Below are 14,272 nucleotides of genomic sequence, written 5' to 3'. Positions count from 1 at the left end.
CCGGCCCAGCTGCCGCGGGGCCCGGAGCCCCTCCGCGAGAAGAAAGCGGCCGCGGGGGGGTGAAGGTACAGGCGGCTGTAGTGTCCCGGCGCCGCCGGAGTCGGATACTGAGCATTCGGCGGAAGGAAAGGGACGGGCGTGCGGCGACTGGGGACTGGGGCCTACCTGGTGGGCGGCCTGGTGACCGCCCTCGCCACGGTGGTCGCGGCGCCGCTGCTCGTCCTGCCGTCCCGGGGGCGCGCCTGGGGGGAGTGGCACCGGCGGCGCGCGGGGCGGCTGCTCGGCGTCGCGGTGCCCGCCCGTCCCGCGGCCGGGCGGCGCGTCGGGCCGCTCCTGCGCCGGGGCGTGCTCTGGCCGCTGGTGCACGTGGCCACGGTGCTGCCCCTGGGGCTGGCCCTGATGCTGTGCTCCGCCAACGCCCTCACGGCCGCGTGGGCCATGACGATGTGGTGGCTCTTCCCCGCGAGCGCGGTACCGCGCCTGGTGGGGGACGTCCCGGTGGACGACTGGACGACCGCGCTGACCGCGGCGCCGCTGCAGGCCGCCGTGCTCGCCGCGGCGGCCCGGTGGGGCGGCCCGCCGCTGGCGCGCGCCCACGCCCGGATCTGCCTCGTCCTGCTGGCGCCGTCGGCGGCCGAGCTGCTGACCCAGCGGGTGAGGGCGCTGACCAGGACGCGTGCGGGGGCCCTGGACGCGCACGCCGCCGAGCTGCGCAGGATCGAACGCGACCTGCACGACGGCGTCCAGGCCCGGCTGGTGGCGATCGCGGTGCGGCTCGGGCTGGCCCGCGAGTCGCTCACCGGCGTCCCCGAGGGCGTGGCCCGCCTGGTGGGGGAGGCGCACGAGGGGATCGAGGAGGCCATGACGGAACTGCGCAAGGTGGCCCGCACCGTGTACTCGCCGATCCTCGCGGACCGGGGCCTGGACGGGGCGCTGGCGGCGCTGGCCGCCGACGCCGCCGTCCCGACCCGGCTGCGCGTCGGCGCGCTGGGCGCCGTCCCGTCCGCCGTCGAGACCGTGGCCTACTACGCGGTGACCGAGGCGCTCGCCAACACGGCCGAGCACGGCCACGCCACCCAGGCCGTGGTCCACGTCGAGCGGGCGGACGCCCGGCTGTGGATCGAGGTCACCGACGACGGGATCGGCGGCGCGGACGAGACGCGCGGCACCGGCATCGCGGGGATCCGCCGCCGCGTCGCGGCCCTGGACGGCACCGTCCGGGTCACGAGCCCCGCGGGGGGCCCGACGACGGTCGCCGTGGAGGTCCCGTGCGAGCCGTGATCGCCGGGGACGACGCGCCGCCGGACCGCCCGCCCGGTCAGCCGCCCGCGCGGGCCAGCCGCACCTGGGTGCGGCCGTCGTTCTCGTCGGTGGCCAGCCACCGGTAGGCGGGGAACTCCGCGGTCTCGGACGGGTCGCTGATGAAGACGCGGTTCAGGTACCACCCGGGCTTGTTCCCGCTGTTGTCGTGGCCGATCACGATGGAGAGCAGCCGCCCGACCGGGGTCAGGTCCACGACGAAGCGGTCGGTGGCGCCCCTCTCGAAGTTGTCCCGGGAGTCGTCGAGGCCGATCGGCCCCGCCGACGTGGTCTGGCCGTAGAGGGTGATGGACACGTTGGCGTCGGTCCCGGCGTTCTCGACGTTGCCGGTCTCCACGGTGATCTCGTAACGGGCCATGGGGGGCTCCCTTGCTTCCACGAGGTCGGTGCGCGCCCGATCCGGACGCCCGATTGGAGCCTACTCTCACTCTTAGTAGCCGAATGGTGACCATTTGCTAGGCGTCGGCGGTGGGGGGCGTCGGGGTCGGGTGTGGGGGTAGCGTGGGGCGGCCATGGAGGGTTTCGCGCGGCGTGAGTTCCAGTTGGTGCTGTTGCGGCGCATGGCCGACTACCAGCCCGGACTGGTGGAGGAGGCCGTGCGCGCGCTGGGCGCCTCACGCACGGAGATGCGCGAGGTGAACGCGCGCTGGCAGCGCATCGTGCGGTCGCGGACGTTCCCGCGTGGGCGGCGCCGGTACGAGGCCGTCCTCGGGCCGCCGTCGGTCACCGGGGAGCGCCGCTCCGGCGACGTCGCCTGCGCGACGGCGGGCTGGCCGCCGCTGCCGCTGTGGCCGGGCCTCCGGTTCGAGATCGTGCTGGCGCCGGACGGGACGGTGGCGCAGGAGTGGCTCGTCCGGGAGGCGGGCGTGCCCGTCCCGCGGCTGGAGTCCGCCGCCGACCTCGCGCCGTGGTCGTGCGTCGTCGGCGACCTGGACGCCCGCTTCGGCGCCGTGGCCCACCGGGACGGCGATGCCCCGGGCCGCTGGCAGGCCGTCTTCACCACGCCGGACGGCTCCACGCATGTGGCGCATTTCGTCTGGGGTCTGCTCCAGACGGTGGTCGCGGGCTGAGCCCGCGCCGAATTGGTCGAAGTTTGAGCCACCTTGGGTGGTCTCCTGGCGTCCCGTGGCCGTCGCTATTGCGCGCCCGTCCGTAGCGTGTCGTCCATGCGTGCTTCGGGAGGTCACCGATGCCAGAGGTGACCCAGTACACCGTGGGTGCACCCTGCTGGCTGGACCTGTCCACCCCCGACATGGGCATATCCAGGCACTTCTACTCCGAGCTCTTCGGATGGTCGTCCTACACCCTGTCGGGCGCCGACTTCTACACCGACTACGAGATGTTCACGCTCGGCGGGGTTCAGGGGCCGGAGGTCGCCGGGGCGCAGGAACTGCTCGACGACACCCTTCCGCCCACCTGGACCTGCTACTTCAGGACGGAGTCCGCCGAGGATGCCGGCGAGGTCGTGGCCGCCGCGGGCGGGCAGACCACCGCGGAGGTGCGCGATGTCGCGCACCTCGGCCGCATGGCGCAGTTCGCCGACACGCAGGGCGCCGACTTCGCGGTCTGGGAGCCGCTCGCCTTCCAGGGCGCGGCGGTCTGGGCCGATCCGTCCGCCATGCGCTGGGCCGAACTGGTCAGCCCCGACACCGTGGAGGCCCGGCGCTTCTACGGCGAGGTCTTCGGCTGGACGGCGGAGGAGCGCGGCTACCACCGCTCCGGCTACATCGTCTGGCACATCGGCGAGCAGCCCGTCGCCGGCATGGTCCCCATGGACGAGTTCTGGCCGGCCGACCACCCCCCGCACTGGATGCCCTACTTCACGGTCTCCGACTGCGACGTCTCCGCCTCCCGCGCCGTCGAGCTGGGCGCGCGGCTCCGCGTCCCGCCGACCGACGTCCTCGGCACCGCCCGGTTCTCGGTGATGAACGACCCCACCGGCGCGCGCCTCGCGATCGTCAGCCCCTACATCGACTTCTGACCGCCGCCGGTCCGCCGGGTCACCCGCGCAGCCTCCGGTGGATCATGTCGCGGCTGGGGCCGGGGGCGAGCGCGACCTTCTCGATCCCCTCCCAGGTGCCGGTCAGGTCACAGCCCGCGAGGTCGATGCCGAGGGCGGTGTGGACGACCGAGATGCGGTCGTGGATGAGCGGGAACCCGAGCACGTCGAACGAGCCGTGCAGGCCCGGGTGCGCCCTGGCGCTCATCGGGACGACGCGGACGGTGACGTGCTCGTCCTCCGACAGGTCGAGCATCCGCGCGAGCTGCCCGTCGCGGACGTCCGGCGGCCCGCCGACCAGCGTGGACTCGCAGACGATGACGTCGAGGGCGCGGTGCCGCCCGGCGGGGCGGTGCCGCTGGCGGTGCTCCAGCAGGTCCCACGCCTCGTCGGGGTCGACCGGGGGGACGTGGAACCGGAAGCCGAGCCGGGCGTACGGTTCGGTGCGCACCAGCTCCGGCATCGCGGCGATGCCGTAGGTGCGGATGACGGTCGCCTCGGACTCCAGCGTGTACAGGTCGCGGACGAGCGCCTTCAACCGCCCGGCGTGCCGGGCGAGCCACGGCGGCCCGGCCGGGCGGGCGGCCAGGTCGATCACGACCGTGCGCATGTCGTGCGGCGGGACGCCGTAGCCGTCCAGCACCTCCCGGGCCCGGTCGGGGGTGATCCGCTCGAAGCCGGTCTCCAGCCGGATCAGCCAGGTGGCGTCGCAGCCGAGCCGCGTCGCCGCCTCGTCGTAGGACAGTTCGAGGGCCTCGCGGATCTGCCGGAAGTGCAGACCCAGTCTCCGGGCGTTGATGTTCGGTGCGCGATAGTCGACCGGCATGACGTCCATCGTGCGCCATGCGCGGACGCTCTGCGCAGCGAATCGGTGACAAAGCGTCAGTGGATCTCCGGGCCGGTCTCGGCCGGGAACCACTCCTTGCGGACCCATTGCTTGTCGTCGTCCTCGCCCCACAGGACGGCCCGTCCGCCGACGACCGCGACCAGCTGGTTCCGCCAGCTCCGCGTGGGCTTGAGGGAGACCGGGCCGGCAGGCTCGGTGGTCAGCGTGCTCCAGCGGCCGGCGGTCGCGACCGAGAGCCCGTGCCGGCCCGCGACGGCGACCGTCCGGCCCTCGCGGTGGTCGAGGACGGCGAGGTGCTCGGCGTGGCGGGGCGCCCCGGGGACGGGCTCCGGCGGCGCCCAGCCGCCGGACAGCTCCTCGACGGACATGAGCAGCCCGGACCGGGCGTCCACCGCGAGCACCTCCAGGTCGCCCCATCGGCTCGTCCCCACCGCCGCCGCCGCGACGGGGAAGTCGAGCACCCGCACGAGGTGCTCGCGGCCCTGCTCGTCGCGGGTCGGGTAGTGCAGGCCCGACGCGTCGCGGACCAGGACGACGCACCAGCCCTTCGGCGTGACGGTGGCCGCGACGATGTCGCTCCCGGAGCCGGTGACGCAGACGTCGACCGGGGCCCAGTGGTCGCCGTTGGGCCCCGCGATGTGGACGACCATCCGGTCGTCCCTGAGCGCGTAGCAGTAGACGGAGCCCGTGTAGTCGCGGACGGCCACGACGGGGCCGTGCACGGGGTCGTCGGTGAGCCGGTGCCAGCGGTCCTTCGTCGCCCCCCACAGCAGGCCGTTCTTCTCCTTGACGAAGACGACGAGGCGTCCGGCGCCGTCGGTCTCCGCGGTCACCTCCCGGACGGTGGACGGGCCGCCGGGCGGCGGCTGCCACGGGCCCGTCACCGTGAGGCCCAGCAGCGACCCGGTGAGCATGACACTGATGTTGCCGGCGTCGCTGGCGACGTCCACGCAGCCGACCTGGGTGGCCTCGGCGACGATCAGCTCGCCGAGCCGCTCGCCCCACGCGGCCAGCGGGACGGGCCGCGCCGCCGGGTCGGGGGCCAGACCGGCGGCGATGTGCGCGGTGGCCGCCGCGGACCAGCCGCGCCCGGTGAGCACGCGCACCGCGACCTCCACGGCGTTGCGGGCGGGCAGGCCGGTGTGCGGCTCGGTGGGCAGCTTCTGCCCGGTCAGCAGGAAGTAGGCCACGGCGGCGACGGCGTAGGCGTCGGTCGCCATGGTGGACTCGTCGCGGCTCTCCGGGGCGCCGTAGCCGGGGGTGAGCGCGATCGTGGTGCGCGACAGCTCGGCGAAGCGCATGAACGTGAAGTCGATCAGCGAGACGCGGCCGTCCGGCCCCACCATGACGTTGCCGGGGGAGATGTCGCCGTGGATGCGGCCGTGGTCGTGCAGGCCGTCGACGATGCGGCACAGGTCCGCGACGACCTTGGCGAGGCTCCGGTGGTCGGCCCGCCCGCCCCAGTGGCGCAGGTCCTCGCCGCGCACCCACGACGTGGCCATGTACAGGCCGCGGACCTTCGGCTTCTGCCCGGCGGGGTGCGGCGCCGGGCCGTTGAACGTCTCGGTGGGGACGACGACGCCGGGGATCGCCCGCAGGTCGCCGGTGTCGAGCCGGTTCTTGTACCAGCGCTCGTCCCAGGCCCGCAGCACCTCGTTCGGGTCCCGGCCGGTCCGGGACAGGGCCGGATGGCCGGGCAGCAGCATCTTGATCGCCCAGTCGCCGCCGCGCGGCCGTCCGTCCGGCTCCAGCCGCCGGGCCCGCCACACGTCGCCCTCGCCGCCGCTGGTGACCGGCTCGACCAGCGTGTACTCGTCGGGGCTGTGGTCGGGGCCCACACACCAGCCCGGCCTCGGGTCGGAAGGGGCCACGGTCAGTCGCGGAACACGAAGTCACCGGCCGGCGCCGGATCGGAGCCGGTGGAGGTCGTCCCGCTCAGGTCGCCGGGATCGCCGCCGGGAGCGCGTCCGGAGCCGCCGTGCCCCCCGCCGTGCCCTTCGCCGTGGTCACCGCCGGACCGGGCACCGGCCGGGACGCCGTCCTCGCGGGTGGTGAAGGCGGGACCGTCCGGGACGGTCACGCGCACGGGCCGCTCCGCCGCCAGCGCCTCGTGCCAGCCCCGCAGCAGCGCCAGCAGGTGCTCGGCGGCGGCGTCGACGGCGGCGCCCGGATCGCCCGCGGGCGGCCCGCCGGCGAGGGCCGCCAGCGCCGCGTGGTCGACGGACCCGTCGCGCTCGACGCCGCGCAGGTCGTCGATGTAGCCGGTCAGGGCGGCGTGCCCGTCGGTGACCGCGCGGCCCGCGCCCTGGGGGAGCGCGGACGGCCTGAACGCCTTCACGTCGCGGGTGAACCGGACGACGGCGTTGTCGCCGGTGCCCCGGTTCGCCAGGGACCGCTTCACGGCGGTCATCGCCTGCGTGGCGTCCAGGAGCGCGCGGCCGAAGACGCGCTCGGCCTCGGTGTTGCACCGGCCCGCCAGCTCCCCGAGCTCGCCGGCGACCCGGCTCCGGCGCGCGGCCGTCCCGTCCGCCGGCGCCCGGCCGGTGTCGGCGAGCAGGCGGGCGGCCTCGGCGGGCAGCGGTCCCGGCCGGCGGCCGCCCGCGCGCTCGACGCGGACGCCGCGGGTGATGCCCGCGCCGAGCCCGGAGAAGTAGGCGGCGAGCACGTCCAGCCCGCCGATCGTCGTGGGGTCGCCGCCGCCGACCGACACGAGCTGCTCCAGCAGCTCGTGGTTGGGGTTGAGGGCGGGGTTGAACGACTGCCGCATCACCGCCATCCACCGCTGGTAGTGCTCGGGCGTGCTGATCCCGATGGCGTGCAGGCGGATGCCGGTGTTCTGGTGGAGGTGCGCCATCAGGCTGACCGGCTCGGTGGAGGCGCCCACGACCTCGCCGGTGCCCTGGTCGCCGCGCGGCGTCCAGTTGGCGCCGTCGCTCACCAGCACGATGAGCTTCTCGTTGTCGGGCCGGCCGCTGTAGTAGAGCAGGTTCGCGGCCTCGTGCAGGGCGTTGCCGATGTCGGTGCGGCGACCGTTCTGGGCGGCCAGGACGGCGATCGCGTGCCGGAACTCGGCGACCAGCTCCGGCGGCGACGACCCGTCCAGCTCGACCATGCCGCCGGTGCGCGGGAACCGCGTCGTCGTCTCCTCGGTGAACTCGACCAGCGCGACCCGGGAGACGCGCCCGTCCACCCGGAGGCGGACCTCCAGCAGGTCGTATAGGGCCTGCCGGAGCGCGTGCGTGCGGCTGATGCGGGTGCCGTGACGCGCCGGGGAGAAGCCGCCCTCGCCGTAGGGTTCGAGGTCCTCGACGAGCATCGAGCCGCTGCAGTCGGCCAGGATGACGATGTCGACGCCGCTGCGCACGCCGGCGGCGAACACCTCGATCTCGGTGCCGGGCGTGATCCGCGCGGCGACCTCGGTGGGCCCGGCGGTGTCCACGGAGCGGATCTCGTGCTCGACGCCCTCGACGGGCAGCCACGGCTCGTCCCGCGCGGAGTGCCACAGCACCCGGCCGTCCAGCCCGGCGGCGGCCAGCGCGGCGACCGCCGCGTCGATGGACCCCTCGGTGAGCAGCTCCAGCCGCAGCCGGCGCAGGTCGACCGGGGTGACGGGCTCCAGCCGCCACCGGCTCTCGCCGGTGCCGAGGTCCAGGTGCGCGGCCAGCGCGCGGCCGACGGCGAGCACGCCGTCCGGCACCTCCGCCAGCGGCGCCAGCCGGACGGCGACGCGGACGGGCTCGTCGGTCTCCACGGTGAGCAGGGCGTGGCCCGCGCCGAGGGACGCGGCGACGCCGACCGTCTCGGCGCCGATGGGCCCGCCGTCGGGCACGGGGACCAGCCGTCCCGATCCGGAGTCCAGCAGTGGCCGGCTCATCGCCGTTGACCTCCCCCTTCGAGCCTCACCTGGACGCCGAGCCGCTCCCCGTAGGCGATCAGGTGCTGGCGTCCCTTCCCGGCGAACAGGCCGCGCAGCTCCTCGGCCACGTCGACGAACAGCAGCCCGGGCCGCTGGGCGGTCGGCGCCTTGTACTGGACGAACTGCAGGCTCGACGCTATCGGCTCCCCGTACCGCCGGTCCCGCTGCAGGACCAGCGCCCGCAGCTGCTCCAGCATCCGCTGCCCCTCGGCCCGCGCGCCGCCCTCCGCCGCGGCCTGGCGGCGCCACGCCGCCAGGTGTCCCTCGGCGCCGCGGGGCCGGGCCTTCGCCCGCGCCAGCTCGTCGTGCAGCCGCTCCAGCCGGGACAGGATGCCCGGGTAGTCGACCGCGAGCCGCCGTTGCTCGGCGAGCCGGAGGGTGTGGGCGAGGCCCGCGAGGCTCGGCGGGCGCATGGCCGGGCGGCGCGCCGCGGACGCCATGACGATCTGGAACAGCACGGTCTCCGCGGGCATGTCCTTCCGGGCGCGGTGCGCGCGGCACAGCCCGAGGCCGAGGCGCTCGCCGCCGTACACCTGCCAGCGGTGCGCGTGCCGGGTGCAGGACCGGCGCCCGCACTGGCCGCCCGTCCCGTCCACGACGTGCTCGCAGGCGACCGTGCCGACGCCGCGGCAGGACGGCTCCTCGCAGACGGGGAACCGGATGTCGTAGCACGCCGGGCAGTAGTCGACGTCCCGGTCGTGGGGGTGGCGGCGGCGGTGCGCGTCGCACCAGGCGGTGCGCTGGCGGCAGCGCGGCCCGGCGCAGCGGAAGGTGCCGGGCGCCCCGCAGCCCCGCTCGGCGCAGGCGGGCCGGTGGTCGGGGCACGCCGGCTGGAGGGATCCGGCCAGGACGACGACGTGCTCGTCGCACACCCGCTCGGGCAGCCCCGCCTGCTGGCACTCCTTGCACAGGAAGGGCGCGTAGGACCGCCTGCCCTCGCCGGTGCAGACGCGGCACCGGTACAGCAGCTCGGGACGCTCCCGCACGGCGACGACGCTGAACCGGGTCGCTGGCCCGACCGCGCCGACGCCGGGGCGGATCCGCGCGATCTCGATGCCGACCGCCCCGTCGGACGGGGTGTCGATGAAGTAGTGGGACCGGCCGCTCAGGTCACGGCCCGTCAGCGCGGGCTCGATGTTGTTCCAGAGCGCCTTGAAGTCCTGCCGCTCGGTCACGGCGGGACGGTACTCGCGCAGATCCAGGATGATCTCGACGTCACCGGTGGGCCGCTCGGTCATCCCCGGTCACCCCCCTGCCCGTGCCCGCCCCCGTGACCGCCCCCGTGCCCACCGCCGTGCCCACCGCCCGGCCCGCCGGGACGGCCGCCGCGCTTGCCGCCGCCGCCCTGCCTGTTGCCACCGCCCTGCCGGTTCCCGCCACCGTGCCTGTTGCCACCGTTCTGCCTGTTGCCGCCGTTCTGCCGGTTCTTGCCGCCCTGGCGGTTCCCGGAGCCCCGGTCGCCGCCGCGGCCGCCGCCCCGGTCGCCGGGACCGCGGCCGGTCCGCCCGCCGCGCGGCGGCGACGTCTCGCCCGCCGCGAGGGCCGTCCGCCACGAGTCCAGGATGAGCCCCACCTTGCCCGGATGCGCGGCGCTCAGCTCGGCCATGACCGGCCCGCCGGGGCCGCCGTCGCACAGGCTCGCCAGCAGCCGCGCCTCGAACCCGGCCGGACCCTCGCCCGCCCACCGCCGCACGACGTCGTCGCTGCGCCGGAACGGCACGCCGAGTCCGGGCAGGTCGAGCGCCGCCAGCAGCGGGCCCAGCTCCGCCACGGTCGCGTCGATGTTGGTGAGGTCGGCGCGCCGCTCGGTCAGCAGGTCGCGGCACGCCGGCAGGGCCGGGCGCACCGGGCGCTCCTCCTCGCGCCTGTCCTGGTCGCGTTTGTCCTGGTCTCGCCGGTCGTCGCCGCGGCGCGAGCCGTGCGCCGCGGGCCTGCCGGGGCGGGCCGAGTCGGTGCCGAGCGAGGCGCGCACGCCCGCGGCGACCGCCCGCGCCCGGTTCTCCTCCAGCAGCCGTTGCGGGACGTTCCCCTCCCGCCGTCCCGACCGGACGAGCCGGCGGGCGTGCACCGCCAGGGCGCACAGCAGCACCGCGTGCGCGCGGGTCACCGACAGCGACGCCTGCGCGTCCAGGCAGCGGACGAGGACGGTGCGCGTGCCGTCGGCGTGCACGACGGGCGCCACGTCCATCTGCTCCAGCCGGGCGATGCCGCCGCGCCGCAGTTCGGCCTGCACGTGCGCGAGGTGCCCGGAGGAGGTGGAGGCGAGGTAGCGGGTCGCGAGGTGCTCGGTCGAGTCGACGAGCCAGCGCGACCCGACGCGGTCGCGGGGCAGCCCGGGGCCGACGACGCCGCGTCCGGCGAGCGCGATCAGCAGCGGCACGTGCCGCCGCAGCGCGTTGCACAGGACCTCCTGCTCGGTGGCGTCCAGCACCTCCAGTTCGTGCAGGTCGCCGCCGAGCACCGGCGGGGCGTCGCCCAGCGTCACCGCGGTCGGCAGCAGCCGGGCCCCCGCCGCGCGGGCCGCGGAGATGAGCTGTGCCGTGGCCCGGCCGAGCGCGGTGAACGCCTCGTCCCGTGCCTGCGGGCCGCCCATCCACGCCAGCGGCGTCCGGATGAGCAGCAGCCCGGGGGTGCGCTCGTGCGGGACGATGGTCAGCGGGGCGCCGCCGAGGCGCGGCAGGGCCGACGGGTCAAGGGAGTGCGCGATCCGCTGCGGATCGGCTCCCGTCACCACGACGCCCTTGCTCACGGCCTGCCGCGCGGCCCCCACTCGGGTCAGGCTTATCAGCACCGGGAAATCCTAGCGATGATCAGGCGATATAGGCCACTCTTCCGAAAAGCCGGACAGCGTGGTTTTCACTCGGCGGCCTCGGAATCGCGGACGAGGGTCGGCGCGCTTTGCGAATTGGTACTGGAAGAAACATAGGATTCGGTCATTCCGCTATGCGTGACGTAATGCCGGCCCGACAGCCGGAGGGTCACCGCGTCGCCCAGCAGGAGCCGATCCTTGAACCCGAGGAACAGCTCCCGGTCCGCGGCGACCGCCTTCGGCGGACCGAGCGCCGTGCCGTCCCACCGCTCCACCCGCGTCCCGTTCCGCGCGCCGAGGTCGGTCACCGCGAGGCGCCGGTTCGTGCCGTCCACGTCCATGCGCAGCAGCAGGTGGCGGCGGCTCACCTGCCGGACCGCCTCCGGATGGGCGGTGCCCTCCACGCCGAGGTTCACGCCCTTGAGCCGCGACCCGCGCCCGACGACCACCGGGCAGCCGACCTCGAGCGGGAACCGCAGGATCTCGCCGCCGGACGCGCGGTCCTCCACGACCATCTCGTACAGCGGGTCGCGGGGCCCGAGCCCGAGCAGGGGCTCCTCGCACGTGGGGCACACCGCGTCCCCCGCCCGGTTCAGGCGCGGCCACACCAGCAACTGGTCCTGCCAGTGCGCCGCCTCGGGGCACAGGACGTTGCGGCACGTCCACCGCGTGCCGAGGATCCGCCGGTGCAGCGGGTTGCGCGGGTCGAGCCGCGACCGCCGCAGGTCCTTGCCCTCCCGCGCCGCCGAGACGGTCTGCCGGCTGGACGGCGTGATGCCGAGCGGCTCGAAGCGGACGCCCGCGCCGTCGGCCCGCCAGCGGTGGAACCGCTCCGGCGCCGTCTCGATCCACGGGTGGTCGCCGCGGTGGTCGACGTAGTGGTCGCGGGTGATGACGTGCAGGCCGCGGTCCCGGGCCAGTTCGAGGATCAGCGCGTCGGCCAGCGGCCGCGTCACCAGCTCGCCCGTGCCGATCAGCCGCCGCAGCCCCCGCGCGTCGTCCAGCGTCCGGGCCAGTGAGTCGTCGGCGACCAGCTCGAACCGCGCGCCGCCGTGCAGTTCCCGCCAGGCGTTCATGACCAGTTCCAGCCGCCGCCACACCGGGGCGCGGCGGCCGTGCGGCGGGAGCAGGGGGGACCAGCACACGTTCGAGACATCGATGACGGCATCCCACACGAGCATCCCGGAATCGTACGTGCCGGAGATACCCTGCACCGGAGAAACAGGGAGGAGGCGGACCCGTCCCGTGGGCCCGGAACCGGTCAGGCTGCTCGTGGTCGACGACGAGCCGATGGTGTGCGCGCACCTGCGCACGATCCTCGGCGCGGCGGACGGGCTCGAGGTCGTCGGCGAGGCGCACGACGGCGCCGAGGCGGTCGAGGCCGTGCTGCGGCTGCGCCCCGACGTCGTCCTGATGGACCTGCGAATGCCCGGCGTGGACGGTCTCACCGCCACCGAGCGCATCACCGCGCTGCGCCGCCCGCCCGCCGTCGTGGCGCTCACCACCTTCGACGCCGACGCCCACGTCCTGCGCGCGATGCGCGCCGGCGCGGCCGGCTTCCTGCTGAAGTCCACCCCGCCGGAGGATCTGGCCGCCCTCGTCCGGGTCGCCGCCGACGGTCACACCGTGATGTCGCCCGCGGCGACCCGCCGTCTGCTGGCCTCCGCCGCCGGCCGCCACCGCGAAGAGGAGCGCCGCGCCGGGCTTCTCGCCGCCCTCACCGGCCGCGAGCGCGACGTCCTCGTCTGCCTGGGCGAGGGGCTGTCCAACGCGCAGATCGCCCGCCGCCTCCACCTGACGGAGGCCACCGTCAAGGGCTACGTCTCACGCCTCCTGGTCAAGCTCCAGTGCGCCAACCGCACTCAGGCGGGCCTCCTGGCCCACCACGCCGGCCTTCACGAAACCTGACCGTTTCCCAGGGTGGGGCGTGCGCCGGACCGGAAGCCCGCCCCACCGGACCCGAACGGGATTTCGGTCAGGTCATGTGCACGAGCACCGCCGCGCTCGCCTCCGCCGCCATGACCACGACGAGGCCGGTGGCCGTCAGGACGGTGGTGAGCAGGCGCTTGATCATGAATATTCCTCGTTTCGGGTTGATAACAGTTGCCTTGTTTATCGCCCGAAATATTAGCCTATTTCGGGCTTGGGGGGTCCGCTGACGGCGATCTTCTCCTGTGAGATTCTGTGCAGTGCGGTAATAGTGAAGAGTCTTAACTGGGGTAAATGTGCGAAATGCCGGACTTAACCGGTGGCGTCGTCCGTGTCGCGGAGGGACCGGCGGACCGCCTCTGCCTCAGTCACGCCGATCCGGTCGAAGATCTGCAGGGCCCGGATCCAGCACTCCCGGGCGGCCTCGCCGCCCTGCACGCGCAGCAGCGCCGAGCCCATGCCGGCGAGCGCCTTCGCCGCCTCGTACGGGACGCCGATCGCCTCGGCGAGCTCCAGGGCCCGCCGGAAGTGCTCCACCGCCGCCGGGTAGCGGCCCGACCCGGCGAGCGCCTCGCCGATCCGCCGCAGGGCCTGCGTCTCCTCGTAGCGCTCGTCGATCGCGCGGGCCACGGCGAGGGCCTTCTGGTGATGGATCATGGCCTCGCCGAGCCGCCCGATCTGCTGGAACGTCGCCCCGATGCCGAGCAGGATCTCGGCCTCGGTGCGCCGGTCGCCGAGCTCCATCGTGATCGCCAGCGCGCGGCGGAACTGCTCCAGGGCGTCCTCGGGGTCGCCGCCGTAGCGGTGGACGTTGCCCATGTTGGTGAGCGCGATGGCCTGGTGCTGGCGGCCCAGCGCCGACGCCGCGGCGGCCGTCTCGGCGTAGAGCCGGAGGGCCGTGTCGACCTTCCCCATCCGCAGCGCCAGGTCGCCCATGTTGTTGAGCGCCATCGTCCGGCCGCGCGGGTCGCCGATCTCGGTGAACAGGGCGAGGGCGCGCTCGCGGAGGCGCTCGGCCTCCCGGTACTCGCCGGTGAACTCCAGGAAGATCGCCGCGTGGTCGAGGCAGGTCGCCTCGCCGCCCCGGTCGCCCAGCGCGCGGCGGATCGCCAGCGCCTCACGGCACAGCTCCAGCGCCTCGGCGAAGCGCGACCGGTGCCAGGCCACGAGGCTCATGTGCCCGAGGACGTCCGCCTCGCCCACCCGATCGCCCGACGCGCGGTGGATCGCCAGGGCGCGGCCCGCGTCCTCCAAGGCCGCGTCGTACTCGCCGCCGCGGAAACGGATGTGGGCGAGGTCCTGGAGGGCGCGCGCCGTCCCCGCGCGGTCGCCCAGCTCGCGCCGGGCGGCGACCGCGCGTTCGTGCAGCCGCGCCGCCGTGTCCCAGTGCCCCCGCGACTCCAGGTGAACGGCCAGGGCGCGGGCGAGCCGGGCGACGTGGGCCGGCCGGCC

Annotated in this window: 12 protein-coding genes; 4 read left to right on the top strand and 8 right to left on the bottom strand. The window is 75.1% G+C overall.

What is annotated here, in order from left to right:
• The first annotated feature begins 138 nt into the window (after positions 1–138).
• Positions 139–1,281 (top strand): sensor histidine kinase, encoded by a 1,143-nt coding sequence (locus tag E1291_RS21865; protein WP_207400867.1) that lies wholly within the window; start codon positions 139–141, stop codon positions 1,279–1,281.
• Positions 1,282–1,318: 37 nt separating this feature from the next.
• On the opposite strand, the gene E1291_RS21860 is transcribed toward E1291_RS21865, so the two are convergent.
• Positions 1,319–1,678, bottom strand: coding sequence for a PLAT/LH2 domain-containing protein (locus E1291_RS21860; protein ID WP_131739818.1), 360 nt, complete (start codon positions 1,676–1,678; stop codon positions 1,319–1,321).
• Between the two features lie 154 nt (positions 1,679–1,832).
• Between E1291_RS21860 and E1291_RS21855 the strand changes: the two genes are divergently transcribed.
• Together E1291_RS21855 and E1291_RS21850 are read left to right on the top strand one after the other, a co-directional pair.
• Positions 1,833–2,390 (top strand): hypothetical protein, encoded by a 558-nt coding sequence (locus tag E1291_RS21855; protein WP_131739816.1) that lies wholly within the window; start codon positions 1,833–1,835, stop codon positions 2,388–2,390.
• 119 nt (positions 2,391–2,509) lie between these two features.
• Positions 2,510–3,301, top strand: a complete 792-nt coding sequence (locus E1291_RS21850; RefSeq protein WP_131739815.1) for a VOC family protein — start codon at positions 2,510–2,512, stop codon at positions 3,299–3,301.
• Positions 3,302–3,320: 19 nt separating this feature from the next.
• On the opposite strand, the gene E1291_RS21845 is transcribed toward E1291_RS21850, so the two are convergent.
• The 6 genes from E1291_RS21845 to E1291_RS21820 form a co-directional block, all read right to left on the bottom strand.
• Positions 3,321–4,145, bottom strand: coding sequence for a helix-turn-helix domain-containing protein (locus E1291_RS21845; RefSeq protein WP_131739813.1), 825 nt, complete (start codon positions 4,143–4,145; stop codon positions 3,321–3,323).
• Between the two features lie 56 nt (positions 4,146–4,201).
• Complete coding sequence (locus E1291_RS21840; RefSeq protein WP_131739811.1) at positions 4,202–6,004, bottom strand: protein kinase domain-containing protein; 1,803 nt, start codon at positions 6,002–6,004, stop codon at positions 4,202–4,204.
• 35 nt (positions 6,005–6,039) lie between these two features.
• Positions 6,040–8,040 (bottom strand): vWA domain-containing protein, encoded by a 2,001-nt coding sequence (locus E1291_RS21835; protein ID WP_131739809.1) that lies wholly within the window; start codon positions 8,038–8,040, stop codon positions 6,040–6,042.
• The gene (locus E1291_RS21830) at positions 8,037–9,320 is read right to left on the bottom strand and encodes a hypothetical protein (protein WP_131739807.1); all 1,284 of its coding nucleotides are present in this window, start codon (positions 9,318–9,320) and stop codon (positions 8,037–8,039) included. Before E1291_RS21830 ends, E1291_RS21835 begins: the two co-directional genes overlap by 4 nt.
• The gene (locus E1291_RS21825) at positions 9,317–10,873 is read right to left on the bottom strand and encodes a hypothetical protein (protein ID WP_131739805.1); all 1,557 of its coding nucleotides are present in this window, start codon (positions 10,871–10,873) and stop codon (positions 9,317–9,319) included. The genes E1291_RS21830 and E1291_RS21825 overlap by 4 nt, the downstream gene beginning before the upstream one ends.
• A 65-nt stretch (positions 10,874–10,938) precedes the next feature.
• Positions 10,939–12,072, bottom strand: a complete 1,134-nt coding sequence (locus E1291_RS21820; RefSeq protein WP_131739803.1) for an FHA domain-containing protein — start codon at positions 12,070–12,072, stop codon at positions 10,939–10,941.
• A gap of 64 nt (positions 12,073–12,136) precedes the next feature.
• Here E1291_RS21820 and E1291_RS21815 point away from each other — a divergent pair, with 64 nt between their 5' ends.
• Positions 12,137–12,799 (top strand): response regulator, encoded by a 663-nt coding sequence (locus E1291_RS21815; RefSeq protein WP_278045278.1) that lies wholly within the window; start codon positions 12,137–12,139, stop codon positions 12,797–12,799.
• Between the two features lie 333 nt (positions 12,800–13,132).
• Here the strand turns inward: E1291_RS21815 and E1291_RS21810 are convergent.
• The coding region (locus E1291_RS21810) for a tetratricopeptide repeat protein (RefSeq protein WP_131739799.1) at positions 13,133–14,272 on the bottom strand (1,140 nt) is incomplete at its 5' end.

The organism is Actinomadura roseirufa (assembly GCF_900659635.1).
Lineage (GTDB): Bacteria > Actinomycetota > Actinomycetes > Streptosporangiales > Streptosporangiaceae > Spirillospora > Spirillospora roseirufa.
The sequence above is the reverse complement of the archived record's forward strand: the minus strand, read 5'-3'. Positions and strand labels throughout refer to the sequence as shown.

What these genes read in the sequence shown, in the direction of transcription:
- E1291_RS21830 (WP_131739807.1), bottom strand. Translation starts at nt 9,320, where the DNA reads ATGACCGAGCGGCCCACCGGTGACGTCGAGATCATCCTGGATCTGCGC.
- E1291_RS21850 (WP_131739815.1), top strand. Translation starts at nt 2,510, where the DNA reads ATGCCAGAGGTGACCCAGTACACCGTGGGTGCACCCTGCTGGCTGGAC.
- E1291_RS21855 (WP_131739816.1), top strand. Translation starts at nt 1,833, where the DNA reads ATGGAGGGTTTCGCGCGGCGTGAGTTCCAGTTGGTGCTGTTGCGGCGC.
- E1291_RS21820 (WP_131739803.1), bottom strand. Translation starts at nt 12,072, where the DNA reads ATGCTCGTGTGGGATGCCGTCATCGATGTCTCGAACGTGTGCTGGTCC.
- E1291_RS21835 (WP_131739809.1), bottom strand. Translation starts at nt 8,040, where the DNA reads ATGAGCCGGCCACTGCTGGACTCCGGATCGGGACGGCTGGTCCCCGTG.
- E1291_RS21860 (WP_131739818.1), bottom strand. Translation starts at nt 1,678, where the DNA reads ATGGCCCGTTACGAGATCACCGTGGAGACCGGCAACGTCGAGAACGCC.
- E1291_RS21845 (WP_131739813.1), bottom strand. Translation starts at nt 4,145, where the DNA reads ATGCCGGTCGACTATCGCGCACCGAACATCAACGCCCGGAGACTGGGT.